At 71.3% G+C, this 24378-nt stretch carries 19 protein-coding genes; 14 read left to right on the plus strand and 5 right to left on the minus strand.

Annotated features, from left to right (window positions below; translation table 11 throughout):
• Positions 1-1390: S1 family peptidase (locus tag ACFWZ2_RS33740; protein WP_384552238.1), on the minus strand; the 1390-nt coding region annotated here is incomplete at its 3' end.
• A 433-nt stretch (positions 1391-1823) separates the two neighbouring features.
• A complete protein-coding gene (locus ACFWZ2_RS33745) occupies positions 1824-2534 on the minus strand; it encodes a FadR/GntR family transcriptional regulator (RefSeq protein ID WP_384552240.1) in 711 nt (236 codons plus the stop codon).
• 223 nt (positions 2535-2757) lie between these two features.
• Between ACFWZ2_RS33745 and ACFWZ2_RS33750 the strand changes: the two genes are divergently transcribed.
• Genes ACFWZ2_RS33750 through ACFWZ2_RS33785 form a run of 8 tightly spaced genes read left to right on the plus strand, consistent with a single transcriptional unit; the run spans position 2758 to position 10794 of the window.
• Complete coding sequence (locus tag ACFWZ2_RS33750; protein ID WP_384552242.1) at positions 2758-3837, plus strand: sugar ABC transporter substrate-binding protein; 1080 nt, start codon at positions 2758-2760, stop codon at positions 3835-3837.
• 8 nt (positions 3838-3845) lie between these two features.
• A complete protein-coding gene (locus ACFWZ2_RS33755) occupies positions 3846-5459 on the plus strand; it encodes a sugar ABC transporter ATP-binding protein (RefSeq protein WP_384552244.1) in 1614 nt (537 codons plus the stop codon).
• A complete protein-coding gene (locus ACFWZ2_RS33760; RefSeq protein WP_384552246.1) occupies positions 5452-6489 on the plus strand; it encodes an ABC transporter permease in 1038 nt (345 codons plus the stop codon). The genes ACFWZ2_RS33755 and ACFWZ2_RS33760 overlap by 8 nt, the downstream gene beginning before the upstream one ends.
• A 49-nt stretch (positions 6490-6538) precedes the next feature.
• Positions 6539-7879: an L-fuconate dehydratase gene (locus tag ACFWZ2_RS33765; RefSeq protein WP_384552248.1), complete on the plus strand. Its 1341-nt coding sequence runs from the start codon at positions 6539-6541 to the stop codon at positions 7877-7879.
• Positions 7876-8631, plus strand: coding sequence for an SDR family NAD(P)-dependent oxidoreductase (locus ACFWZ2_RS33770; RefSeq protein WP_384552250.1), 756 nt, complete (start codon positions 7876-7878; stop codon positions 8629-8631). Before ACFWZ2_RS33765 ends, ACFWZ2_RS33770 begins: the two co-directional genes overlap by 4 nt.
• Entirely contained in the window at positions 8628-9641 is a 1014-nt protein-coding gene (locus ACFWZ2_RS33775) for an aldo/keto reductase (protein ID WP_384552252.1), read from the plus strand. Before ACFWZ2_RS33770 ends, ACFWZ2_RS33775 begins: the two co-directional genes overlap by 4 nt.
• Positions 9638-9952 carry an L-rhamnose mutarotase gene (locus ACFWZ2_RS33780; RefSeq protein WP_384552254.1) on the plus strand — a complete coding sequence of 105 codons (315 nt, stop codon included), beginning with the start codon at positions 9638-9640 and terminating at the stop codon, positions 9950-9952. Before ACFWZ2_RS33775 ends, ACFWZ2_RS33780 begins: the two co-directional genes overlap by 4 nt.
• Complete coding sequence (locus ACFWZ2_RS33785) at positions 9949-10794, plus strand: amidohydrolase family protein (protein WP_384552256.1); 846 nt, start codon at positions 9949-9951, stop codon at positions 10792-10794. Before ACFWZ2_RS33780 ends, ACFWZ2_RS33785 begins: the two co-directional genes overlap by 4 nt.
• Here ACFWZ2_RS33785 and ACFWZ2_RS33790 read toward each other — a convergent pair.
• Complete coding sequence (locus ACFWZ2_RS33790; RefSeq protein ID WP_384552258.1) at positions 10782-12209, minus strand: lipase maturation factor family protein; 1428 nt, start codon at positions 12207-12209, stop codon at positions 10782-10784. The genes ACFWZ2_RS33785 and ACFWZ2_RS33790 overlap by 13 nt on opposite strands.
• Before the next feature lie 127 nt (positions 12210-12336).
• Between ACFWZ2_RS33790 and ACFWZ2_RS33795 the strand changes: the two genes are divergently transcribed.
• The 6 genes from ACFWZ2_RS33795 to ACFWZ2_RS33820 all read left to right on the plus strand — a co-directional run bounded on the left by ACFWZ2_RS33795 (position 12337) and on the right by ACFWZ2_RS33820 (position 23048).
• The gene (locus ACFWZ2_RS33795; RefSeq protein ID WP_384552260.1) at positions 12337-13584 is read left to right on the plus strand and encodes a DUF6777 domain-containing protein; all 1248 of its coding nucleotides are present in this window, start codon (positions 12337-12339) and stop codon (positions 13582-13584) included.
• Positions 13585-14006: 422 nt separating this feature from the next.
• Positions 14007-16874 (plus strand): AAA family ATPase, encoded by a 2868-nt coding sequence (locus tag ACFWZ2_RS33800; protein WP_384552262.1) that lies wholly within the window; start codon positions 14007-14009, stop codon positions 16872-16874.
• Between the two features lie 467 nt (positions 16875-17341).
• Positions 17342-18364: a 3-deoxy-7-phosphoheptulonate synthase gene (gene aroF / locus ACFWZ2_RS33805; RefSeq protein ID WP_384552330.1), complete on the plus strand. Its 1023-nt coding sequence runs from the start codon at positions 17342-17344 to the stop codon at positions 18362-18364.
• 579 nt (positions 18365-18943) lie between these two features.
• Complete coding sequence (locus ACFWZ2_RS33810) at positions 18944-19915, plus strand: ParB N-terminal domain-containing protein (RefSeq protein WP_384552264.1); 972 nt, start codon at positions 18944-18946, stop codon at positions 19913-19915.
• A 229-nt stretch (positions 19916-20144) separates the two neighbouring features.
• Entirely contained in the window at positions 20145-22178 is a 2034-nt protein-coding gene (locus ACFWZ2_RS33815) for a SpoIIE family protein phosphatase (protein WP_384552332.1), read from the plus strand.
• A 9-nt stretch (positions 22179-22187) separates the two neighbouring features.
• Positions 22188-23048, plus strand: coding sequence for an Fpg/Nei family DNA glycosylase (locus tag ACFWZ2_RS33820; protein WP_384552266.1), 861 nt, complete (start codon positions 22188-22190; stop codon positions 23046-23048).
• Positions 23049-23109: 61 nt separating this feature from the next.
• Here the strand turns inward: ACFWZ2_RS33820 and ACFWZ2_RS33825 are convergent, their stop codons facing one another.
• Both ACFWZ2_RS33825 and ACFWZ2_RS33830 read right to left on the minus strand, forming a co-directional pair.
• The gene (locus tag ACFWZ2_RS33825; protein WP_384552268.1) at positions 23110-23751 is read right to left on the minus strand and encodes a zf-HC2 domain-containing protein; all 642 of its coding nucleotides are present in this window, start codon (positions 23749-23751) and stop codon (positions 23110-23112) included.
• A gap of 83 nt (positions 23752-23834) precedes the next feature.
• Positions 23835-24350, minus strand: coding sequence for a hypothetical protein (locus ACFWZ2_RS33830; RefSeq protein ID WP_384552270.1), 516 nt, complete (start codon positions 24348-24350; stop codon positions 23835-23837).
• Between the last annotated feature and the right edge of the window lie 28 nt (positions 24351-24378).

Below are 24378 nucleotides of genomic sequence, written 5' to 3' on the forward strand. Positions count from 1 at the left end.
CCTTGTTGTCGAGCTTGACCCAGGCGGAGACGGTGAACGACTTGGTGGTGTCCACGACCGGGTCGGTGGTCGCCGCGTACGCCGTCGTCCCGTTCAGCCGCAGCGCGCCGCCGGACTTGCCGGTGGCACCCAGCTTGGCGCCGCCGCCCAGCTCCGCGGAGGCCTCCTCGGCCGGGTGCCCCGACACCTGTCGTGCACCGGCGGCCTCGTCGAGGGTGAAGCGTTCCTTGCTGGTGGAGGAGCCGACGTCGAGCCAGTTCGTGATGTTGTCGACGCGGGCCGCGCCAGCGCTCTTGCCCTGACCGGAGTTGCCGAGGCAGGTGCCGTGATCGGAGCGGCTCTGCACGGCCGTGATGTTGCCGTCGGCGTCGAGCACCGGGCCACCCGCGTCACCCTTGCAGATCCGACCGCCGGTCAGTTCCGCCATGGTCCCGGTGGACTTGCCCAGGGTCGTCTTGCTGTGGTGCGGGCTGTTGGGCACCCACGCGGTGGCCGTACGGCCGTATCCGGCGGCGACCAGCGAGGCCCCCTCGGCGGGTGCGCCGCCTGCGAGCGTGGCCGGAGTGATCTTGGTGACCGGAGTGGCGAGACGGGCCAGCACCACGTCCCGGTCCTTGCGCGGCACGATGTGATCGATCTTCGTCGGGGCCTGCCCGGCGAAGGTGACCGTGGCGTTGCCTTGCGGCGCACCCTCGGCCGGTGCGGACTTGGCCGGGTCGTCCGTGAAGCAGCTGGCGGCCGTCAGCACCCAGCTCTTGTCGACGAGGGTGCCGGTGCAGGCACGCCCGCCCTTGAGGCCCGGCTGGTTCACGGTGACGCGGGCGAGCCATGGACGGGCGGGATCTCCGGACGGCGCCTTGACCGCCTTGCCCTGACCGACGCTCAGTTCGAGCAGCGTGGAGGAACGCTTCGGATCGGAACCCTCGCCCAGCTCCTGCCACTTGCCCGGTTCGAGGTCGACCTTCTCGACCTTCCCCTTGGTCTGGGGGCTCGCGCTGCGCACCGTCGCCGTGACGTCGTCGCGTCCCTCGGACTTGGCCAGGTAGGTCTGCTCGACCTCCATGGACAGATAGCCCACCGGGCCGGAGATGGCGAAGCACGTGTTCACGTCTTTGGTGACACGGCTGTTGATCCGGATCAGATCACCGCCGGACGTGCAGTCCGCCAAGGTGATGTGGCCGTCCCCCGAGATGAGCTTCAGCCCCTTCTCGGCCAGCACTGTGTCCCGGTCCGGGTACGAGAAGTCCTCGACAACCGAATCCGGTCCGGCACCGGGTGCGTCGGACGCGTTGGCGACACCGGTCAGCGGGCCGGTGCACCAGAGGGAGACACCGAACGCGGCCGTCAGCGTCATGGCCACTGGCCGCCCGAGCGTGCCGTGCCATCTCATACATGAACTCCTGAAAATCTCTGAACCACTGACAGAACGTCACGGCCCGAAGGGCCCCGTGACAGGTCTGGCCCTACCTCTGAGTCCGCTCATGGGCGTCAACTCGACTGCCTGCGGGGGCGGGTGGGCATCTGACGGCGGCTGCCGTCGGCCACAAGAGGCGTTACGTATGCGTACGCAGACGCCCTCTGCATGTCTCCACCCCAACAACTGGCAACTCGGAAAATCCCTCAAAAAGTATGAACCGCCTAAGAAACATATGAGGCGAACCTGGGGATATGCCAGGCGGCAAAAGGCGTTAACTACTCATATGGGACATGGTTGTTGTGGGGAGGCGCACGGTTGTACCGCTGAAGATCTCGATCATGCAACGAACGCAGTCGCAAACAGGCGGCGAGGGAAGGGGGCAAGGTGGACCGGAGCTGACGGTGACTCAGCCGTCCAGCTGTGCCCGCAGCCACTCCTCCACCTCGCCGACGTGCGCGGCCGCCGCCGCCCGTGCGGCCTCCGGGTCGCGGGCGACCAGGGCGCGGTGGATGCGGGCGTGCTCGCGGCGGGTGCGCTCGAAGGCGCCCTCTTCCTGGTAGCCGCGCCACACCCGGGCGCGGAACGTGCGCGAGGAGAGGCCCTCCAGGATCGCCGCCATCGTGTCGTTGCCCGCCGCGAAGGCGATCGTGCGGTGGAACGCCAGGTCGTGGGAGAGGATCTCCTCCGGGTCGTCGGTGGCGTTCATCGCCTCCAAGTGCTTCTCCACGTCGGCCAGTTGGTCGGGTGAGATGCGTGCCGCGGCGTTCGCCGTCGCCGTGGACTCCAGGACGCGCCGCACCTCGAGGAGCTCCACGAGCTGCGGTCCGCGGGAGAGGTCGGCGACCACTCCGAACGTCTCCAGGAGGTCCCCGGCCTCCAGCTGCGTGACGTAGATGCCGGAGCCGTGCCGCGCCTCCAGGACGCCGAGCACCGTCAGTGCGCGGATCGCCTCCCGCATCGAACTGCGCGAGATGCCCAGCTGGACCGCCAAGTCCCGTTCGGTGGGCAGGCGTTGGCCCGGTTCGAGGAGGCCGTCGCCGATCATCGCCTTGATCTGCTCGATGGCCCGCTGCGTCACGGTGCCCTTCTGCGGGGCGGACTGGTCTGGCTGGTCCACGTAACGCTCCTCCACTGGCCGAATGCGCGGAAGTCTAGCCAGAGATGTGGTCCGACCACTACGGCCGGAAAGCGCGAAAAGTTGGCGACGAGGGGTGTTGAGGGGGCCAAGTGGTCTGATAAATATTCGCGTCATCAGGGTCCTTGGATCGGTTCGAGCGCGTCTGATTCCCGCTCGGTCCCGCCCGATCCCCGTTCGATCTCGCCCGATGAGGAGCCGTCAGATGGCCGGCAGAACAGTGCGCAACAGGCCCAGCAGGATGGGGACTTCGCGGGCGGTGCGGATCGCCGCCGCGGCCGCCTGCGCGTCCCTCGCGCTCACCGCGTGCGGCAGCACGAAGGACAGCGCGTCCGGCGGCGGGGGCGGCGGCGAGGGCAAGGTCGGAGTGATCCTGCCCCTGCTGACCTCGCCGTTCTGGCAGTCGTACAACGACTACGTGCCGAAGATGGCGAAGTCCGAGGACGTCGACGCGATGAAGACCGTCAACTCCAACAGCGACCCCTCGCAGCAGATCACGGACATCAACAACCAGCTGAACCAGGGCGTGAAGGGCCTCGTCGTCGCCCCGCTCGACAGCGCAGCGATCTCCGCGGGACTCGACCAGGCCGAGCGCAAGGGCGTGCCCGTGGTCGCCGTCGACGTCGCGCCCGAGCAGGGCAAGGTCGCCATGGTCGTCCGCGCGAACAACGTCGCGTACGGCGAGAAGGCCTGCGACTACCTCGGCAAGCAGGTCAAGTCCGGCAAGGTCGTCCAGATCATGGGCGATCTGGCGTCCGTCAACGGCCGGGAGCGCTCCAAGGCGTTCCGGGACTGCGTGAAGAGGAGGTACCCGAAGGTGAAGGTCCTGGAGATCCCCGCCAAGTGGGAGTCGGACACGGCCGCGTCCAAGCTGGACACGCTGCTCAACTCCAACCCCGACCTCAAGGGCATCTACATGCAGGCGGGCGGCGTCTACCTCGCACCCACCCTGCAGACCCTCAAGTCCAAGGGAATGCTGAAGAAGACGGGCGAGAAGGGCCACATCACCGTCGTCTCGAACGACGGCATCCCGCAGGAGTTCGACGCGATCCGCAAGGGCCAGATCGACGCCACCGTCTCGCAGCCCGCCGACGCCTACGCCAAGTACGGCATGTACTACATCAAGGCCGCGATGAACGGGAAGAAGTTCAAGCCCGGGCCGACCGACCACGACTCCGAGATCGTCAAGCTGCCCAGCGGCATTCTCGAGGACCAGCTGCCCGCGCCGCTGGTCACCAAGGAGAACGTCGACGACTCCAAGCTGTGGGGCAACACGGTCAAATGACTGAGCCGATGACCAAGCCCCCCGCGGACCGGCCCGCCCCGACCCCCCTCGTCGAGGCGTCCGGCATCGTCAAGCGGTACGGACCCACCGTCGCGCTGCAGGACGGCCGTCTGACCGTCCTGCCCGGTGAGTCGCACGCCCTCGTCGGCCGCAACGGCGCGGGCAAGTCCACCCTCGTCACCCTCCTCACCGGACTCCAGGCGCCGGACGCGGGCACCGTCCTCTTCGACGGCGAGCCCGCGCCGCCCCTCACCGACCGCGACGCCTGGCGCCGCAAGGTGGCCTGCGTCTACCAGAAGCCCACCGTCGTCCCCGAACTCACCGTCGCCGAGAACCTGTTCATCAACCGGCAGCCCGAGGGCAGGGGCGGCTTCATCAGCTGGCGCAGACTGCGCACCGGGGCCGCGGAGCTCCTGGACACCTGGGACGTGCACGTCGACCCCGAGGCCCGCACCGCTGACCTCAAGGTCGAGGACCGCCAAATGGTGGAGATAGCCCGGGCGTTGAGCTTCGGCGCCCGCTTCATCGTCCTCGACGAGCCGACCGCGCAGCTCGACAACCGCGAGATCGAACGCCTCTTCACCCGCATGCGCGCCCTCCAGGAGTCCGGCGTCACCTTCCTGTTCATCTCGCACCACCTCCAGGAGGTGTACGAGGTGTGCCAGACCGTCACCGTGCTGCGCGACGCCCGCTGGATCACCAGCGCGCCCGTCGCCGAACTGCCGCGCGGCGCCCTGGTCGCGGCCATGGCGGGCGAGGTCATCGCGGAACAGGCCGAGGCCGAACGGGCCGTGGCCAGGACCGTGGTCCCCGCCGACGCCCCGGTCATGCTCGACGTCAAGGGCCTGACCAGTGCGTCGTACGCTGACATCGACCTGACTGTCCGCAAGGGCGAGGTCGTCGGGCTCGCCGGATCCAGCGGCAGCGGCAAGATCAACCTCGCGGAGAGCTTCGCGGGACTGCACGCGCCGACGTCAGGAATGGCCGAACTCGACGGCAAGCCACTGCCGTTCGGCGATGTGACCGCCGCCCTGCGCGCCGGAGTCGGCTGCGTACCGCGCGACCGGCACGGCCAGGGCCTGGTCTTCGGCATGTCCATCGGCGACAACGCCACGATGAGCGTCCTCGACCGGCTCGGCAGATACGGATTCGTCGCCACCGACGGCAAGCGCCGCTTCGCCGACGAGCTGATCGCACGCCTCGACATCCACGCCGAGGGCCCCGACCAGCCCGTGTCCGACCTCTCCGGCGGCAACGCCCAGAAGGTCGTCATGGCCCGCGCCCTGGCCTCCGACCCCCGCCTGCTGATCCTCATCAACCCCACCGCCGGGGTGGACGTGAAGTCCAAGGAGTCCCTGCTCGCCCGCGTCGACAACGCCCGCGAGGACGGCACCGCCGTGCTCGTCGTCTCCGACGAACTCGACGACCTGCGCCGCTGCGACCGCGTCCTGGTCCTCTTCCACGGCCGGATCGTCGCGGAACACGCGGCGGGTTTCACCGACCACGACCTGATCGCGTCGATTGAGGGGGTGGGCACCACGGGCCCCGAAAGGGGCGCGGGGAACTGCGCGAACAACCCCCACCGGCCCGCGGCCGACACTCAAGGAGACCACCATGGCTGACCTCAAGGCCGCGCCCACAGAAGCCGCCCCCGCGCCGAAGCACACCGCCGAAGCCCGCTCGGCGAAGGGCATGATCCTCCGCCGCGCACGTGAACTCGCCCTCGTACCCGCCTTGTTGCTCCTGATCCTCCTCGGGACACTGCTTAACGACTCCTTCCTGACGGAGCGAAACCTCGTTTCGATCCTCGGCGCCTCCGCCGCCCTCGCCATGGTCGTCCTCGCCGAGTCCCTCGTCCTGATCACCGGCAAGTTCGACCTGTCCCTGGAGTCCGTCGTCGGCATCGCGCCGGCCGTCGGCGCGCTCCTCGTGCTGCCCGCCGCCCAGGCCGGGTTCGGCACGGACCTGCCCGCCGCCGTCGGACTGCTCGCGATCCTGCTCGTGGGCGCGGTCATCGGCGCCTTCAACGGCGTGCTCGTCGTGAAGCTCAAGCTCAACGCGTTCATCGTGACGCTCGCCATGCTGATCGTGCTGCGCGGCCTGCTGGTCGGCGCGACCGAGGGCAAGACGCTCTTCGGGATGCCCGACTCCTTCTACACCCTGGCCACCTCCACCTTCCTGACCATCCCGCTCTCCGTGTGGCTCGCGGCGGTCGCCTTCGGGGTCGCGGGCTTCGTGCTCAAGTACCACCGCGTGGGACGCGCCCTGTACGCGATCGGCGGAAACCCGGAGGCGGCGCGCGCCGCGGGCATCCGCGTCGAGCGCGTGATGCTCGGGGTGTTCGTCGTCGCGGGCGCGCTCGCCGCCGTCGGCGGCCTGATGCAGACCGGCTACGTCGGCGCGATCAACGCCAACCAGGGCCAGAACATGATCTTCACGGTGTTCGCCGCCGCGGTCATCGGAGGCATCAGCCTCGACGGCGGCAAGGGCACCATGTTCGGCGCCCTCACCGGTGTGCTGCTGCTCGGCGTCGTACAGAACCTGCTCACCCTCGCCCAGGTGCCGTCCTTCTGGATCCAGGCCATCTACGGCGGAATCATCCTGGTCGCCCTGATGATCGCGCGCGTCACCACGGGCCGCGCGCAGGACTGACCCGCAGCTGGTTCCCCCGCGCCCCCGCCCCTTTCCGGAAAGGCCTCCTGTGTCCCCGACTCCCGCCCGCATCACCGCGGTTGACACCTACGACATACGGTTCCCGACCTCACGGGAACTGGACGGGTCCGACGCGATGAACCCGGACCCCGACTACTCCGCCGCCTATGTGGTGCTGCGCACCGACGCGGGCGAGGGCCTCGAGGGGCACGGCTTCACCTTCACCATCGGCCGCGGCAACGACGTCCAGGTCGCCGCGATCGAGTCCCTGCGCCATCACGTCGTCGGCCGCCAGGTCGACGAGGTCTGCGCCGACCCCGGCACCGTCAACCGCGACCTGATCGGCGACAGCCAGCTGCGCTGGCTCGGGCCCGAGAAGGGCGTGATGCACATGGCGATCGGCGCGGTCGTCAACGCCGTCTGGGACCTGGCGGCCAAGCGCGCCCGCAAGCCGCTGTGGCAGCTCCTCACGGACGCCACGCCCGAATGGCTCGTCTCCCAGGTCGACTTCCGCTACATCGCCGACGCCCTCACCCCCGACGAGGCCGTCGGACTGCTCAGGGCAGGACGCGAGGGGCGGGCCGACCGGCTTGCCGACCTGCGCGAGCGGGGCTTCCCCGGCTACACCACATCGCCCGGCTGGCTCGGCTACAGCGACGAGAAGCTCACCCGCCTCGCACGGCAGGCCGTCGCCGACGGATTCACCCAGATCAAGCTGAAGGTCGGCGCCGACCTCGACGACGACATCCGCCGCTGCCGCACCGCACGCCGCGCGATCGGCCCCGGCATCCGCATGGCGATCGACGCCAACCAGCGCTGGAACGTCGACGAGGCCGTCGAATGGACGCGCGCCCTCGCCGAGTTCGACCCCTACTGGGTCGAGGAGCCCACCAGCCCCGACGACGTCCTCGGCCACGCCGCGATCCGCACGGCCGTCGCCCCGGTCAAGGTCGCCACCGGCGAACACGTGCAGAACCGCATCGTCTTCAAGCAGCTCCTCCAGGCGAACGCCATCGACGTCCTCCAGATCGACGCGGCACGCGTCGGCGGCGTCAACGAGAACCTCGCCATCCTGCTGCTCGCCGCCAAGTTCGGCGTCCCCGTCTGTCCGCACGCGGGCGGCGTCGGCCTGTGCGAACTCGTCCAGCACCTGTCGATGTTCGACTACGTGGCGCTCTCCGGCACGACCGAGAACCGCGTCATCGAGTACGTCGACCACCTCCACGAGCACTTCATCGACCCCGTCGTGATGCGCGAGGGGCACTACACGGCCCCGACCGCACCGGGCTTCTCGGCGACCATGCGCCCGGAGTCCATCGCCGAATTCACCTATCCGGACGGCTCGTTCTGGGCCGCCGACCTCGCAGCGAACAAGGGAGCAGCCGCATGAGCGACTTCCAGGGGCTCAAGGCCCTGGTCACCGGCGGGGCATCCGGCATCGGCCGGGCCACCGCCGAGCTTCTCGCCGCCCGTGGCGCCGAGGTGGCCGTGCTCGACCTCGACCCGGGCGGTGTGGACAAGCCCCTTCGCGCGTACACCGCCGACGTCTCGGACGACTCCTCCCTGCGCGCGGCGGTCGCGGCGGCCGCAGCCGACCTCGGCGGCCTCGACGTCCTCGTCAACAACGCGGGCATCGGCGCCCAGGGCACCGTCGAGGACAACGACGACGCCCAGTGGCACACGGTCCTCGACGTCAACGTCCTCGGCATCGTCCGCACCACCCGCGCCGCCCTGCCCCACCTGCGCGCATCGTCGAGCGCGGCGATCGTCAACACCTGCTCCATCGCCGCGACCGCGGGCCTGCCGCAGCGCGCCCTGTACTCGGCGTCGAAGGGCGCGGTGCTCTCCCTGACGCTCGCGATGGCCGCCGATCACGTACGCGAAGGGGTGCGCGTCAACTGTGTGAACCCCGGCACCGTGGACACCCCGTGGATCGGCCGCCTCCTGGACGCGGCCCCCGACCCCGCCGCCGAACGGGCCGCGCTGCAGGCCCGCCAGCCCACCGGACGCCTCGTCTCGGCCGCCGAAGTCGCGGGCGCCATCGCCTACTTGGCGAGCCCGCTGTCCGGCGCCACCACCGGCACCGCGCTCGCCGTCGACGGCGGGATGCAGGGCCTGCGCCTGCGGCAGGCGGGCCGGTGAGCGCCCCGGCACGGCGCCCCCTGGGACCCGGCGGCGTCGAGGTGACCGAGCTGTCCTTCGGCGCCGCCGGCATCGGCAACCTCTACTCGCCGATCACCGACGCCCAGGCGGCCACCGCCCTCGACCATGCCTGGCACGCGGGCATCCGCTACTTCGACACGGCCCCGCACTACGGCCTCGGCCTGTCCGAGCGCAGACTGGGCGCCGCGCTGCGTGGCCGGGACCGGTCCTCGTACGTCATATCGACGAAGGTCGGCAGGATCCTCGAACCCCTCGACGAGGTCACGGGCGACGACCTCGCCGACGGCGGCTTCGCGGTGCCGCGCTCGCACCGCAGGATCTGGGACTTCAGCGCGGACGGCATCCGCCGCTCCATCGAGTCCAGCCTCATCCGCCTCGGCACCGACCGCGTCGACGCCGTCTTCCTGCACGACCCCGACCACCACGCCGAAGAGGCCTTCCGGGAGGGCTATCCGGCGCTGGAGAAGCTGCGCTCCGAAGGCGTCGTCGGCGCGATAGGCGCGGGCATGAACCAGGCGGAGATGCTCACCCGCTTCATCCGCGACACGGACGTCGACGCGGTGCTGTGCGCGGGCCGCTACACGCTCCTCGACCAGCAGGCCCTCGCGGAGCTGCTGCCCGCCGCGAGCGAGCGGGGCGCGTCGGTCGTCATCGGCGGCGTCTTCAACTCCGGGCTGCTCGCCGACCCGAAGCCGGGCGCGCGCTTCGACTATGTGACGGCGCCGGCCGAACTCCTCGGGCGGGCCCGCGCGTTGGGGGACCTCGCCGAGCGGCACGGCACCACCCTGCGGGCCGCCGCGCTCGCCTTCCCGTTCGGACATCCGGCCGTCGCCAGCGTCCTCGTCGGCATCCACGCGCCGGAGCAGGTCACCGACGCGGCACGGCAGTTCGCGACGCGGGTGCCGGACGACTTCTGGCGGGAGGCCCGCGCGGCAGGGCTGCTGCCCGCACACGTACCCGTGCCCGTCGCCGCGGAGGAGAGCCCGTGAGGATCGCCCTGCACACCAAGGTCCGCGCGGACCGGACCGAGGAGTACGACGCCGCCCACCGCGAGGTGCCCGCCGAACTCACCGCGGCGATCCGCGCGGCGGGCGCGACCTCCTGGACGATCTGGCGCAGCAGCACCGATCTCTTCCACGTCCTGGAGTGCGAGGACTACGCCCGTATGCTCGCCGAGCTGGAGAAACTGCCGGTCAACATCGCCTGGCAGGCCCGTATGGCCGAACTCCTCGACATCGTCCACGACTACTCCGCCGAGGGTTCGCGGGCCGGTCTTCCCGTCGTCTGGGAGCTGCCGTGACGGGACTGGTGGACGCCCACCACCATGTGTGGGACCTCTCCGTGCGCGACCAGGAGTGGATCACCGGCGAGGCGCTCGCGCCGATCCGCAGGAACTTCTCGCTCGCCGATCTCGCCCCCGAGGCGCGCGCAGCGGGCGTCACCGCCACGGTCCTCGTGCAGACGGTGACCGTGGCCGAGGAGACACCGGAGTTCCTGGCCGCCGCGGCCGACAGCGACCTCGTCGCGGGCGTCGTCGGCTGGACCGACCTCACCCGCCCGGACATGGCCGACACCCTGGCGCGGCTGCGTGAACTCCCGGGCGGGCGGCACCTGGTGGGCATCCGCCACCAGGTGCAGGGCGAGCCGGACCCCGAGTGGCTGCTGCGCCCCGACGTCCGCAGGGGCCTGGCCGCCGTCGCCGACGCGGGCCTCGCGTACGACCTGATCGTCCTGCCCCACCAGCTGCCCGCCTGCGCCAGGGCGGCCGCCGCACTGCCCGGACTCACCTTCGTCCTCGACCACGTGGGCAAGCCGCCCATTGCGACGGGGTCCCTCGAACCCTGGGCCTCGGCGCTCCGGACGCTCGCCGGGCGCCCCAACACCGTGTGCAAACTGTCCGGCATGGTGACCGAGGCCGACCACAGGGCGTGGACGGTGGACGACCTGCGCCCCTACGCGGACACCGTCCTCGAAGCCTTCGGGCCGCAGAGGCTGATGTTCGGCTCCGACTGGCCCGTCAGCACGCTCGCCGCCTCGTACGGCGAAGTCCTCGACGTGGCACGGCTGTTGACGCGCTCCCTGGACGCCGCCGAGCGGGGTGAGGTCTTCGGCGGTACGGCCCGCCGCGTCTACCGCCTCTGAGCCGGTGCGGAGAGCCGTGTCGGCGCCAGATACTCCCTGACGTACGTGCGTTCCCAGTGCGCGCCCGTCTCGCGCAGCTCGCGCCAGGTCGTGTACCGGTAGCGGTACAGCCGTGCCCGGATGTACGAGGGCGGCGCGCCGGGCGGGAACGGGGCGGAGCGCAGGAGTCGCAGCGTGTCCCTGTCGCCGTCCAGGAGCCGCTCCACCAGCGGGCCGAACCACGGCCGTGCGTACGCGGGGGAGAGCGCGGCGAACCACATCATCCAGTCGAGCCGCAGATGGTACGGCGCGAACTGGCGCGGCCACCGGCGTACGTCCCCGGGCTTCCCCTTGAACTCATAGGCGCGCCAGTCCGAGTCCTCGTGCGGCACCGGATCGGCCGTGCCCTCCAGGACGATCTCCTGGCGCACCCGGCTGACGCTGCCGAAGGCGCCGTACGCGTTGACGAGATGCAGCGGGTCGAAGGACGTGTTCATCACCTGCCGCCGGGACAGGAGATTGCGCACCGGACGGTAGCTCAGCGCGAGGAGCGGCACGGTGACGGCGATGACCACCACCTCGTACCACAGGGGAACGGGACCGAACTCGCGCGGCGCGTGCCAGGGGGAGAGGTCGAGGGCGGACACCGCGAGGACGATGGTGAGCCAGTTCAGCCAGGAGAAGTTGCCGGAGAGGACCAGCCACAGCTGGGTCGCGATCATCAGGCAGGCCGCGCCCGTCGCCACCGGCTGCGGGGTGAACAGGAGGACGGGTACGGCGAGTTGGGTGACGTGGTTGGCGGCGGCCTCGATCCGGTGCACGGGCCTGGGCAGCTGGTGGAAGAACCGGCTGAGCGGGCCGGGCATCGGCTGCGTCTCGTGGTGGAAGTACAGACAGGTGAGCCTGCGCCAGCACGCGTCGCCGCGCATCTTGATCAGACCGGCGCCGAACTCCACGCGGAAGAGCACCCAGCGCAGCAGGAAGAGCACGAGCACGGGCGGCGCGACCTCGTCGTTGCCGAGGAAGACCGCGAGGAAGCCCACCTCCAGGAGCAGGGACTCCCAGCCGAAGCCGTACCAGGTCTGCCCCACGTTCACGATGGACAGATAGAGCGCCCAGGGCACCAGCCACAGCACCATTCCGCCCCACAGCGGCAATGGGCCGTCCGCGCCCGCGAGCAGCGCCGCCGCGACCGCGCAGCCCGCCCACGCGCAGAGCGCGAAGAACCGGTCCGAGTAGTGGAGCTGGAACAGGCTGGGCGCCTGCCGGAACGGCACGCGCGCGACGTACCGAGGCACCGGCAGCATCCCGCGTTCCCCGATGAGCGCCCGGAACTGCAGGGCGGCCCCGAGGAACGCGACGAGGTACACCGCGGCGAGGGCCCGCTGGAAGATCAGCCGGCTCAGGTCGTACGCATCGGCCGTGAACCACTCCACCTCTCCATTGTGACGCTGGGTGAGGCCGGTCGGCCCGCGCTCGGGGTGTGCTCGCCCGCGCCGGGCTGCGTCCCGCCCGCGCTCGGCTTGCGAGGTGATCCGCCGCCCCGCAGACAATGAGGGACACATGCCCCGGCAACGGCGGGAGAACCCGGTGCGCGTCCCCACCAGGACCTACGCGATGACCTTCGCGATATCCACGGCCCTCGCGGTCGCGGGCGTCGCGGGCTGCTCCGGAGGCGGCGACGGGAACACCGCCGACAGCGGCCGCGAACTGTTCATGCAGCCCGTCGCCGCGCAGGGCCCCGATCCGTTCACCGACTCCACCGCGAAGTCCACCGCGACGTCCCCGCCCGTCACCCGTTCGCCGCAGCCCTCGCCCACCGGCTCCGCGACCCCGCAGGGAACCCGCTCCATCTCCGGCGGCACCCCCGGTCTCTACGGCGGCACGCACGCCATCGGCAGCTGCGACGTCGACCAGCAGATCCGCTTCCTCACCGCCGACCGGGCCAAGGCCCGCGCCTTCGCAGGGGTGTCCGGCATCGAGGCGGCCGCGATCCCCGGCTTCCTGCGGGGCCTCACGCCCGTCGTGCTGCGGGCCGACACCCGGGTCACCAACCACGGCTTCCGCGGCGGCTCCGCGACCAGCTTCCAGTCCGTCCTCCAGGCGGGCACGGCCGTCCTGGTCGACGAGCGGGGCCTGCCACGGGTCCGGTGCGCCTGCGGGAATCCGCTGAAGCCGCCGGTCGCGTTCCAGGGCGCACCCCGCCACAACGGCCAGGCGTGGCACGGCTATGAGCCCACGCGCGTCGTCGTGGTCACCCCGGCGCCGCAGCCGATCACCAACATCACCATCGTGAACATCGTCAACAACACCTGGATCGAGCGGAAGATCGGCGACGAGGACGCGAACGAGGACCGCAGGGCGAAGCCTCCGGTGAGCCCGACGCCCACTCCCACGCCGACGCCCACGCCCACCGACCCGGACGGCGATCAGGACCAGGACACGCCCGACGGGAGCGTCACACCGAGCGACCCGGACCAGGGCACGCCCGAGGACCGGGGCACGCCCGAAGACCAGGGCACGCCCGACGAGGACGTCGTGCCGAGCGCCCCCGACCCCGGCGACCCCACGGACCCCGACTCCTCGTCGACCGACTGCCCCACGCCCTCCCCGGTGACCGGTACCCCGGCGGAGCCCGCGCCCCCGCTGCCGCCCGGCTGCCCGACGCCCACGCCGCCGACCGACGTGCCGCCGCCTCCGGAGACCGTGCCCGACACCCCGGACCAGTCCGACGAGGGCCTGGTGCCGGACGATCCTTACCTGTCCGAGAACCCCCTGGACGACGACGATCCCGGCGTTTTCGCGAGCTGACCGGGCGCGGGGGCGTCGGCCGGAGCGGTGCGGGAGCGACGCGCGGGAACCAGTCAGACGGTCCGGCGCCGGGGCATGCCGATCGCGCCATTCGTGCACCCGGCGCTGGAGTCACTGATGTCCCTGTCGCCCCTGCCGTGAGTGTTCCGGCTTCTCCGCTGTCTTACGAATGGGCGTTGATTTCACTCATCAGGCAAATGCGCATGCGTTTTCGAGGGATGTGGAGCGGGTGAATCCGATTTCCCGCCGGATGGCGCGTTCCTGACGGTAATGAGATGGCATTGAGTCAAATAACGCTGGTAGTTGATTTTCAGATATGGCAGAGTCTTCGGACGAGCGGTCGGTCAAGTCGATGGAATTGATCCAGCTGTTCGACCGGGCGCTCAATGATCAGCCGTCTCGCGCGGGGGAGAAGTCGGCTCATGGACTTGGTGGAACGTGGTGAAGAATTCTCGATCATGCAAAACATGCTCGGTTCCTGCGAGGCCGGGCATGGCGGAGTCGTTCTGGTAAGCGGCGCGGTGGCCAGTGGCAAAACCGCGCTGCTGCGCGCCTTCGGCGAGCGGGCGACCGCCGCGGGCGCACTATATTTGCAGGCCACAGCCTCGGAGGCGGAGAGCGACCTGCCCCTCGGGGTGATGGGGCAGCTGCTGCTCGGCGCCGATCCGGTCGGTGCCGAGGCCCGGCGTGCGGCCCGGCTCGTGGACCTGATGGCGGAATCCGCGCAGCTTCGGCGCGCGCAGGGAGTGTTCCCCGCCGTGACGATGAGCGAGATTCCCGAACTCTGCGCGATTGTCCTTGAAAAAGCCAGAGAAAGGCCCGTGCTGCTCAGCATCGACGATGTCCATCATGCCGACAGCCACTCCCTCGAATGCCTCCTCTACCTGGCCCGCAGGCTCGACGTGAGTCGTATTCTGGTCGTCCTGAGTGAAAACAGCGGCTTCCTGGCCGGTAATACGCGATTGCGCGTCGATTTGATGCGCCTGCCCGGCTGTCGCAATATCAGGCTCGGCCCGCTCCAGCGGCAAGGAGTGGCAGAAATGATCTCAGGATTCGGTGCGCCGGGGTGGCGGACGCGCAAGCTCGTCTCGGACGTCCACCGCATCGGGGGCGGCAGCCCGCTGCTGACCCGAGCGCTGATCGAGGACCACCGCGCGACGGCCGCCGGAAGCACCTCCTCCGCCGATCTGGTACCCGGCGAGGCCTTCGTGCAGGCCGTCGCCACCGGTCTGTACCGCAGCGATCCCGCCACCCGGCGCACCACCTGGGCCCTGGCCGTCGCGGGACCCGAAGTGACGCTCGCCGAACTGGGGGAAGTCCTCGGCAGCAGCAGGGAGTCCCTCCATCGCAGTCTGCGCGCGTTGAACGAGTCGGGGCTGCTGGATGCCGGATGGTTCCGCCACGAGGCGGGGCGCGTCGCCGTGCTCGGGAGCATGGAACCCGCCGACCGCTCCCGCCTGGAGGCCCGGGTGGCCCGTGTCCTGCACGAGCACGGCGCGGCGGCGACCGTGGTGGTCCAGCATCTGATCGCGGCCGAGACCGTCGACGCCCCCTGGGCGCTGCGCACGCTCATCGAGGCCGCCGAGCGGGCCCTCGCCGACGACGAGGTCGAACTCGCCCTCACCTGTCTGCGCGTGGCCCGCGACACCTGCACCGACCCGCGCCAGTCCCTGGAGATCCGGGCCGCGCTGACCCGGGCGGGCTGGCGCGTCAACCCGTCCACCGTCGCCCAGCATCTGCCCGAACTCGGCGCCGCCGCCCTCGAAGGCCGCCTCGGCACCCGCGACACCGGCGAACTCGTCGGCCACCTCCTCTGGTTCGGCCAGGTGGAGCGCGCCCTCGACGTGCTCGGGGCGGCGGAGCGGAACGGCGCAGTGGCCTGCGGAAAGCTCGGGTCCGGCGGGCCGCAGGGACACGACTGCCCGCGCCGCTGGATGACGTACGCCTATCCGGGATTCCCCGCCTCCGCCCGGGCCTGCCAAGGCGCGACGCCCGAACACGCCCAGGTGCCCGAGCACGCACCGAGCCTGGCCCGCAGTCCCCACCAGCGGGCGGCGAGCCTGATGCGGGCCGTCCTCGACGGCGCGGGCGACGACGTGGTCGTCAGGGCCGAACAGATCCTGCAGAGCACCCGCCTCGACGACCGCACGCTGACCGCGCTCCTGGTCGCCCTGCACTCCCTCGTGCTCGCCGACCGCCTGGACACCGCGGCCTTCTGGTGCGAGACGCTGCTGGCCGAGGCCACCGAGCGGCGCGCGCCCATGTGGCAGGCGCTCCTCGCGTCGGCCAAGGCGCGCATCGAACTGCGGTCCGGGGCGCTCGTCGCCGCGGACGCGTCGGCGCGCTCGGCGCTGGACCTGGTGCCCGCCGAGGGCTGGGGGGTGGCCGTCGTCTCGCCGGTCGCCACGGCCGTGTTCGCGAGGACCGCTCTCGGCGGGCTCGACGAAGCGGCCGCCCAGCTCAGCGTGCCGGTCCCCGACGCGGCCTTCCAGACCCCCGACGGGCTGCTCTACCTGCGGGCCCGCGGCCACTACTACCTCGCGGCCGGCCGGCCCTATGCCGCGCTCGACGACTTCCTCACCTGCGGGGACCTCATGACCCGCTGGGAGTTCGACCTGCCCGCGCTCGTGCCGTGGCGGACGGACGCGGCGCAGGCCCACCTCGGGCTCGGCGACACCAGCCGTGCCCGCGCCCTCGCCGAGGAACAGCTGGCGCTCGTCGGTCCCGGCGCCACCGCGGCCCGGGCCGTCTCCCTGCGGGCACTCGCGAGGACGCTCGGCGCCGGGGGCCGCTGCGCGCTGCTCGGCGAGGCCATCGAGATCCTCAGGGAACGCGGGCACCGGCTCGAACTGGCGTATGCGACCGATGAGTTGGCGCGCGCCCAGCGCGAGCTCGGCAAGGTCGGCCAGGCGCGCACCCTGGCCCGCAAGGCGCAGCAGCTGGCGGCGGAGTGCGGCATCCAGGTGCCCAGGGTGGCGCCCGCGGAGGGAGCGGGCACCCTGGCCGCCGAGCGCCCGTGGCCCCCGGGCACCCGCAGGAACACCGTCGAACTCAGCAATGCCGAGCTGCGCGTGGCCACGCTCGCCGTCCGTGGCCACACCAACCGGCAGATCGCCGACAAGCTGTGCATCACCGTCAGTACCGTCGAACAGCATCTGACCCGCGCCTACCGCAAGTTGGACGTCCAGCGCCGCGCGGACCTCGCGGGGAAGCTCAGCCCGCTCACGGATCCGGGCGGCCGCGAGGGACCCGCGTCGCACGACGACTGCGACCGGCTGCACGTGGTCTAGCCGGTGGGGGAGGTCCGGGCGGTGGGGGAGCACCGCCCCGATGAGACCGGCGAGACCCGCGAGACCGGCAAGACCGGCGAGGGGGAGGAGCAGGAGGACATCGGTCATGTCTCCGCCCCTCCCGTCCGTGTGCCAGTGCCGTCGACGGTTCCGTTTCTACGCGGCGGCCGGTCACACCGCGGTCCGAAGATCTGTGATCATCACAGCCCGCACCGAGGGAGCCCGCAGCGGTCGGCCGCGCCCGGACCTGGCAACTCCGTTCCGCCCTGCCGATATTGCGCAGTTGGACAATGTCGTGGTCCGCCGTTGAGGAAAAGCTCCGGCACTTCTACCGTGGTCGGTCAATGGATTTCGCTCCGCATATGGGATTCCCCCGCCCCGCGAGTTCCGGGAAACCCGGAAATCCCGGAAATCCCGGCGAGCGCTTTCCCTTTCGCGATCACGGGAGGAACCCCTTGGTAGTGGTGATGGCCCCGGGGGCCACACAGAAAGATGTGGAAGCAGTCGTCGAACTGGTGCGCACGGCGGGCGGCGACGCATTCGTCAGCCGCGGTGTGACGCGCACCATCGTCGGCCTCGTGGGAGATGTGGAGGCCTTCGAGGCCCTCAATCTGGCCCAGCTGCGCGGGGTACTCGACGTCGTACGGATCTCGGTGCCGTACAAGCTCGTCAGCCGGGAGCACCACCTCGACCGGTCCGTCGTCACCGTGGCGGGCGTGCCCTTCGGCCCCGACACCCTCACCGTGATCGCGGGCCCCTGCGCGGTGGAGACCCCCTCGCAGACCCTGGAGGCCGCGCGCCTCGCCAAGGCCGCGGGGGCCGCGCTGCTGCGGGGCGGCGCCTTCAAGCCGCGGACCTCGCCGTACGCCTACCAGGGGCTCGGCGAACGCGCCCTGCGCATCCTCGCCGACGTCAGCGCGGAGACGGGGCTTCCGGTGGTCACCGAGGTCATCGACGCGGCCGGTGTCGAACTCGTCGCGCCCTACGCCGACATGCTGCAGATCGGCACCCGCAACATGCACAACTTCGCGCTCCTGCAAGAGGTGGGCGAGGCCGGGAAGCCGGTGCTCCTCAAGCGCGGCTTCGGCGCCACGATCGAGGAGTGGCTGATGGCCGCCGAGTACATCGCGCAGCGCGGCAACCTCGACATCGTGCTGTGCGAGCGCGGCATCCGCACCTTCGAGACCGCCACCCGCAACACCCTGGACATCAGCGCGGTGCCGGTCGTCCAGCGCCTCTCCCACCTGCCCGTGATCGTGGACCCCTCGCACTCGGGCGGCCGCCGTGACCTGGTCCTTCCGCTGACCCGCGCGGCCCTCGCGGTGGGCGCGGACGGCGTCATGATCGACGTACATCCCGATCCGGGCACGGCGCTCTGCGACGGCAATCAGGCCCTCACGCGCGTGGAGACCGCCGAGGTCGCGACCGCCGCGGCGATCCTCTCCCCGCTGATGGGCCGCAGGCTCGCGCAGCCGGCGGCGCGCCACTAGGGGGCCAGGGTTTCCCATAGGCCGCACATGGCGCCGCCATAGGAACCCCAGTAGGGGTGAAGGGTGCCGGTAGGGGTGAATAGGGGTGCCCGGCTGTGCAATTGCCGCGTTAGTGAGGGGTACCAGGTCCGAATGCGCGTTGTTAGGGTGAGCGTGTTCGGTTTGAGGGAAATTCCTTCCTCGATCGTGCTGGCACGGATTCCCGTAGGAGGGACAGGGGTGCCGAGTGCGGGTGGATTTCTGTAATTCGACGAGATGTTCGGTTCGGGTCCGGCACGGTGGTTGACCACGGCGAGGGCGTCCACAATCTGCGCGCGACGCCCCCGCCGCGCATTGTGCCGAGCACACCCATTCGGAGCGCGCAACGCATTCACTTCAGGGCCCTCGACAGAGGGCGAACGCGTACAGCGCACCTCGTCGAAGCACCCCTCCAGGAGCCGCACCGGGCCGGTCCGCCCGGCGACCCCTCGGAGGAGCACGGCGGTGTGACCTGAGCGGTACGGGGTGCCGGGGACGCACAGACGGGGGACATCCAGAGCTCAAGGGGGAGTTGAGTTGGCAACACCTGAGCACGAACAGATGGATCAGATAGACCGGTTGATGGTCGTCGAGGTCGAGATCGGCTCGCTGTCGACGACGGATTCACCGCGCACGTCCGGGGTCGACCCGGAGCACGTGGAGGCGCTCGCCGTCGTCCAGACTCCGCTGCCACCCATCACCGTGCACCGGCAGACGATGCGGGTGATCGACGGCCTGCACCGATTACGGGCCGCCGAACTGCGGGGGCAGCGCAAGATCGCGGTCAGGTTCTTCGACGGGGGCGACGCCGACGCCTTCGTCCTGGCCGTCGAGTCCAACGTCACGCACGGCCTGCCGCTGACCACGGCCGACCGCAAACGGGCCGCGGGGCGCATCATCGCCTCGCACCCGCAGTGGTCCGACCGCATGATCGCCTCGGTCAGCGGCATCGCCCCCGGCACCGTCGCGGACATCCGCAGACGCGCACCGGGCGGCCGTACGGGCGAGGAGAGCCGGATCGGCCACGACGGGCGGGTCCGGCCGATCAACGGAGCGGAGGGCCGACGGCTCGCCGGTGAGCTCATCGCCCAGAACCCGGGACTCTCGCTGCGCCAGGTCGCCCGCGTCGCGGCCATCTCCCCGGAGACGGTGCGTGACGTGCGCAACCGCATGATGCGCGGCGAGGACCCGGTGCCGCAGCGCGGCAGGCAGGCGGCCGGCGGCGAGGTACGGGTGCCGCCCCCGCGGCTCGGCCGTGGTCCTTCGGCGGTGCCCGACAGGGACGCGGCGCAGGACCGGGCCGAGGCGGTGAAGCGGCTCAAGGCCGACCCCGCGCTGCGCTTCAGCGAGATCGGCCGCACCCTGCTGAGGCTCCTCAACATCCACACGATCAGCATGGAGGAGTGGGACCAGATCATCGACACCGTCCCGCCGCACTGCAGGGGCGCCGTGGCCTACCTGGCCAACGAGAGCGCGGAGATGTGGACGGAGGTGGCACTCCGGGTCCAGAGCAAGGTCGCCGAAACGGCATAACGCACGCGGCCGTCGCCGGGCAGGCACAGCAAGGCGGCCAGGACCAGTGCGTCCAAGTGAACGGACCGTCCGGTTGGACGGCGGAGCCCCCACGCGTCGCCTCCCCCCACATGCGCGCGCCAGGGGCTCCGCCTAGCGTGGGCCCATGGACGCGGGAACCGGTGGGCCCGACCCGGCGGGGCACTGCCGCTGCGGGACGCCGGCCCACGGCTGCGCGGCAGGCTGCTTCATGGACCTGTACGGGTCGGCGCTGCGCATGGGCCGCTTCGACTGGGACCTCGACCACGGCCTCATGACGATGGACGCCGCCGCCCACGAGGTCTTCGACGTACGCGCCGACGAGTACGACAACCGGCCCGAGACCCTCGGCATCCGCGTCCCGCCCATCGAGGCCCACCGCCTCGACGAGATCGTCTCGCACGCCCTGAAGGACGGCAGTCAGGCCTACGGCGCGTACTTCCGCGTGCGCCGCCGCGACGGCATCCTGCGCTGGACGCACACGCAGGGTCACATCCTGCGCGACGCCACGGGGCGGCCGCACCGCATCGTCGGCATCGTCAGCGACGCGACGCGCGAGCTCGGCAACAGCCCGGGCGCGCTGCGCGAGCGGGCCGACGAGGAGGCCGAGCGGCGCCGCACGACCAGCATCGTGCAGGGCACCACGGCGGCCCTCGCGCACGCCCGCACGGTGCGGGACGTCATCGACGTGCTCAAGGACGCCCACGGCCTCGCGCACCTCGGCGCGTCGAACCTCGTCATGGGTCTGGTCGAGGCGGGCCGGATCCGGCTGGTCGCGGAGGGGCCCAAGGGCAGCTTCGTGCAGGGCACCCGCTTCACGGGGATCGACGAGGCGTACCCGATGAGCGAGGCCGTCCGCACGCTCGCGCCGCGCTACATCGAGACGGCCGAGGACTTCGCGGAGTCCTATCCGCTGCTGTGGCCGCACATCGACGAGCTCGGCATCACCGCGGCCGCGTATCTGCCGCTGATCGCGCAGGGCCGCGCCATCGGCGTGCTCGGGCTGCTCTACCAGGACAAGACCGGCTTCACGGACGAGGAGCGCAACGTCCTCGTCGCGCTCGGCAGCAGCATCGCGCAGAGCCTGCAGCGCGCCATGTTCTACGAACAGGAGAAGGACCTCGCGCAGGGCCTCCAGCAGGCCATGCTGCCGCGCACCATCCCCGGCGTGCCCGGCGCCGAGGTCGCCGTCCGCTACCGCTCGGCGGCGCTCGGCAGGGACATCGGCGGCGACTGGTACGACGTGATCCCGCTGCCCGGCGGCCGCGTCGGTGCCGTCATCGGCGACGTCCAGGGCCACGACACGCACGCGGCCGCCGTCATGGGCCAGCTCCGCATCGTGCTGCGCGCCTACGCCGCCGAGGGGCACACCCCCGCCACCGTGATGGCGCGCGCCTCCGGTTTCCTGCACGAACTGGACACCGAGCGTTTCGCGACCTGCCTGTACGCGGAGGCCGACCTGTCGACCGGCGTGGTGCAGTTCGTGCGCGCGGGCCACCTCGACCCGCTCGTCCAGCTCACCGACGGCTCCTGCCGCCGCGTGCCCGTCGACGGCGGCCTGCCGCTCGGCCTCTCCGCCGAGTTCGGGCGGCTCGACTACCCCGTCACCACCCTCGAACTCGACCCGGGCCAGACCCTGTTGCTCTGCACCGACGGCCTCGTCGAGGAACCGGGCGCCGACCTCGACGACGGCATGCGCGCGGTCGCGGAGCTGGCCGCCACGGGACCGCGCGACCTGCAGAAGCTCGCCGACCGGCTGTGCGGCGTCATCGACGGCAGGGGCGGCGACGACGACGCGGCGCTGCTGCTCCTGCGCCGCCGCATGATCGACGCGCCGCAGTCGGGCGGCCGGCTCCAGCAGCACGTCGCGCCGAGCGACCCGGAGGCGCTCGCCGAGGCCCGGCACATGATCAGGGCGGCGGTACGCGCCTGGGGTGCGGGCGAGCGCGCCGACGAGATCGAGCTGGTCGCCGACGAGGTGATCACCAATGCGCTGATGCACACCGACGGCTCCGCGATCGTGACCCTGCGCGTCCTGACCGGCACCGACCGGCGGCTGCGCGTCGACGTCGAGGACTCCTCCAGCGCCCTGCCGCGCCGCCGCGACGCGGGCGAGTCGGGGGTCTCGGGCCGCGGCCTGCTCCTGGTGGACCGGCTCGCGGACGTCTGGGGCGTGGACGCGCGGGGCAGCGGCAAGTGCGTGTGGTGCGAGTTCGTCGTGCCCGCGCGGGACGTGCGGGGCTGAGGGAGAACCATGCCGGAACTGCCGGAGGTCGAGGCGCTGCGCGCCTTCCTGACGGACCATCTCGTCGGCCGCGGGATCGTCCGCGTGCTGCCGGTCGCGGTGAGCGCCCTCAAGACGTACGACCCGCCGCTCACCGCCCTGGAGGGCCGCACGGTCACCGCGGTGGCGCGGCACGGCAAGTTCCTCGATGTGGACGCCGAAGGGCTGCACCTCGTCACCCACCTCGCCCGCGCGGGCTGGCTCCAGTGGAAGGACCGCCTCCCGGACGGCGCCCCGCGCCCCGGCAGGAGCCCGCTGGCGCTGCGTGTGGCGCTGGAGACGGGGGAGGGCTTCGATCTCACGGAGGCGGGCACACAGAAGCGTCTCGCCGTGTACGTCACCGAGGACCCGGGGACGGTTCCCGGCATCGCCCGTCTCGGCCCCAACCCCCTGTCCGCCGACTTCGACGAGGAGCGCTTCGCCCGGCTCCTCGCGGGCGAACGGCGGCAGATCAAGGGCGCGTTGCGCGACCAGAGCCTGATCGCGGGCATCGGCAACGCCTACAGCGACGAGATCCTGCACGCGGCGCGCATGTCGCCGTTCAAGATCGCGTCGAACCTCACGAAGGAGGAAGTCCATGGGCTGCATGTGGCGCTGCTGGCTACGTTGACCGAGGCGGTGGAACGCTCGCGCGGTGTCGCGGCGGGCCGCCTCAAGGCGGAGAAGAAGAGCGGCCTGCGCGTGCACGGCCGCACCGGCGAGAAGTGTCCCGTCTGCGGCGACACGATCCGGGAGGTGTCCTTCGCCGATTCCGCACTGCAGTACTGCCCGACGTGCCAGACGGGCGGCAAACCCCTCGCGGACCGGCGGATGTCGCGGCTCCTGAAGTAGTCGCGGCTCCCGAAGCAGCGGTCCTCCGTGGGGAGTTGATCGTACGAGGATGTGTACGGCCCTACAGGCGGCGCAGCGTGAGGAGTCGCCGCCCGTCGGCCGTGCGCACCTCGTACCGGTCGGTCTGTGCCGGGCGCAGGGCCGCGACGCCCCGGGTCCGCACGGTGGGCGTGTTCACCCGCCAGGTCGTGACGGTCTGCTCCGACCCGTCGGTGCCGATCGCCACCAGCTCGCAGACCCGGGCGCCCGGCGCGTGGTCGTGCACCGTGATCCCGATGTCCGTCCCCCAGGCACGGTCGCGTGCCGTGAGCGTGGCCGAGACGTGGCCCGGGCCGTTGCGCGCGCTGAGGGGCGCGGGACCGGCGTCGGACGCGGTGAGGACGGCCGCGGCGGGCGCGGCGACGGCGATGACGACTCCGGCGGCGACCGCGTGGAGCAGGCGCCGGCGCCGCCCGCGCAGCCGTCCCGTCTCGCGGAGCAGCCGGTCGAGGAGCCCGGGGTCAGGGGCGGCGAACGGGTCCACGGAGGACGGTGTCAGGCGGCCGTAGGACTCCAGCTGGCGGGTGGCGGTGCCGAGTTCGTCGATCGCGAGCAGGCAGGCGGGGCAGCCCATGAGGTGATCCTCGAAGCGGAAGGCGTCCGCTTCGTCCAGGACGCCGAGCGCGTAGGCGCCGACGTCGCGATGCCGCTCCAGGGGCCTCATGGCGTTCCTTGTCCGGTGGGGTGCTCCTTGCCCCCTCCGGTACGCGGCGGACCACCGAATCACTCAAGCCGTGGGCCCCGCCGTCAGAACAAGTGGATCGCCAGATGCCCGAGCGGCAGGCCGAGCCGCCAGGCGGGCGTCCACACCTGTGGCCCCTCCTCGTCGCCCGGCACGGGACCGCCGCCGGGCACCGCGTCCAGGTCGGGGGCGAGCAGCTCGGTGTCCTGGAGCCAGCGCCATGCCAGGTCGGCGAGTTCCAGGTCGGGCATGGTCACGCGGTCGGCGACGGCGTCCTCCACGAGCAGCTCCATGCGCTCGCGGACCCAGTCCTGCCACTGCTGGTCGTACGCCGTGAGGGACAGCCAGGTCTCCAGCTGGGTGACCACCCGGATCCCGGACAGTTCGCCCCTGCTGTCCGAGAGGAAGATCGTCAGGGCGAGGGCGTCACGCCCCGCGCGGTATTCGAAGGACGTGGGGGGCATCAGGTCGCCGGTGCGCAGCAGCTCGTCGGCGATGTACTCGGCGTACAACCACGCCATGGGCACGGTCAGTTCGCCGTCCCGGGGGCCCTCCGTGTTTCCTCTGGCCTCGTGCTGCATCCGATCCGCCTTCCTCCGGTCCGTGCGC

The sequence above is a fragment of the Streptomyces sp. NPDC059002 genome (genome assembly GCF_042740435.1).
In the GTDB taxonomy this organism is placed as follows: domain Bacteria; phylum Actinomycetota; class Actinomycetes; order Streptomycetales; family Streptomycetaceae; genus Streptomyces.

Bases quoted from the DNA above. Each gene is read 5' to 3' on its own strand.
- ACFWZ2_RS33750 (WP_384552242.1), top strand. From the start codon at position 2,758: ATGGCCGGCAGAACAGTGCGCAACAGGCCCAGCAGGATGGGGACTTCG.
- ACFWZ2_RS33755 (WP_384552244.1), top strand. From the start codon at position 3,846: ATGACCAAGCCCCCCGCGGACCGGCCCGCCCCGACCCCCCTCGTCGAG.
- ACFWZ2_RS33760 (WP_384552246.1), top strand. From the start codon at position 5,452: ATGGCTGACCTCAAGGCCGCGCCCACAGAAGCCGCCCCCGCGCCGAAG.
- ACFWZ2_RS33770 (WP_384552250.1), top strand. From the start codon at position 7,876: ATGAGCGACTTCCAGGGGCTCAAGGCCCTGGTCACCGGCGGGGCATCC.
- ACFWZ2_RS33795 (WP_384552260.1), top strand. From the start codon at position 12,337: ATGCCCCGGCAACGGCGGGAGAACCCGGTGCGCGTCCCCACCAGGACC.
- ACFWZ2_RS33800 (WP_384552262.1), top strand. From the start codon at position 14,007: ATGGACTTGGTGGAACGTGGTGAAGAATTCTCGATCATGCAAAACATG.
- aroF (WP_384552330.1), top strand. From the start codon at position 17,342: ATGGCCCCGGGGGCCACACAGAAAGATGTGGAAGCAGTCGTCGAACTG.
- ACFWZ2_RS33810 (WP_384552264.1), top strand. From the start codon at position 18,944: ATGGATCAGATAGACCGGTTGATGGTCGTCGAGGTCGAGATCGGCTCG.
- ACFWZ2_RS33815 (WP_384552332.1), top strand. From the start codon at position 20,145: ATGGACCTGTACGGGTCGGCGCTGCGCATGGGCCGCTTCGACTGGGAC.
- ACFWZ2_RS33820 (WP_384552266.1), top strand. From the start codon at position 22,188: ATGCCGGAACTGCCGGAGGTCGAGGCGCTGCGCGCCTTCCTGACGGAC.
- ACFWZ2_RS33825 (WP_384552268.1), bottom strand. From the start codon at position 23,751: ATGAGGCCCCTGGAGCGGCATCGCGACGTCGGCGCCTACGCGCTCGGC.
- ACFWZ2_RS33830 (WP_384552270.1), bottom strand. From the start codon at position 24,350: ATGCAGCACGAGGCCAGAGGAAACACGGAGGGCCCCCGGGACGGCGAA.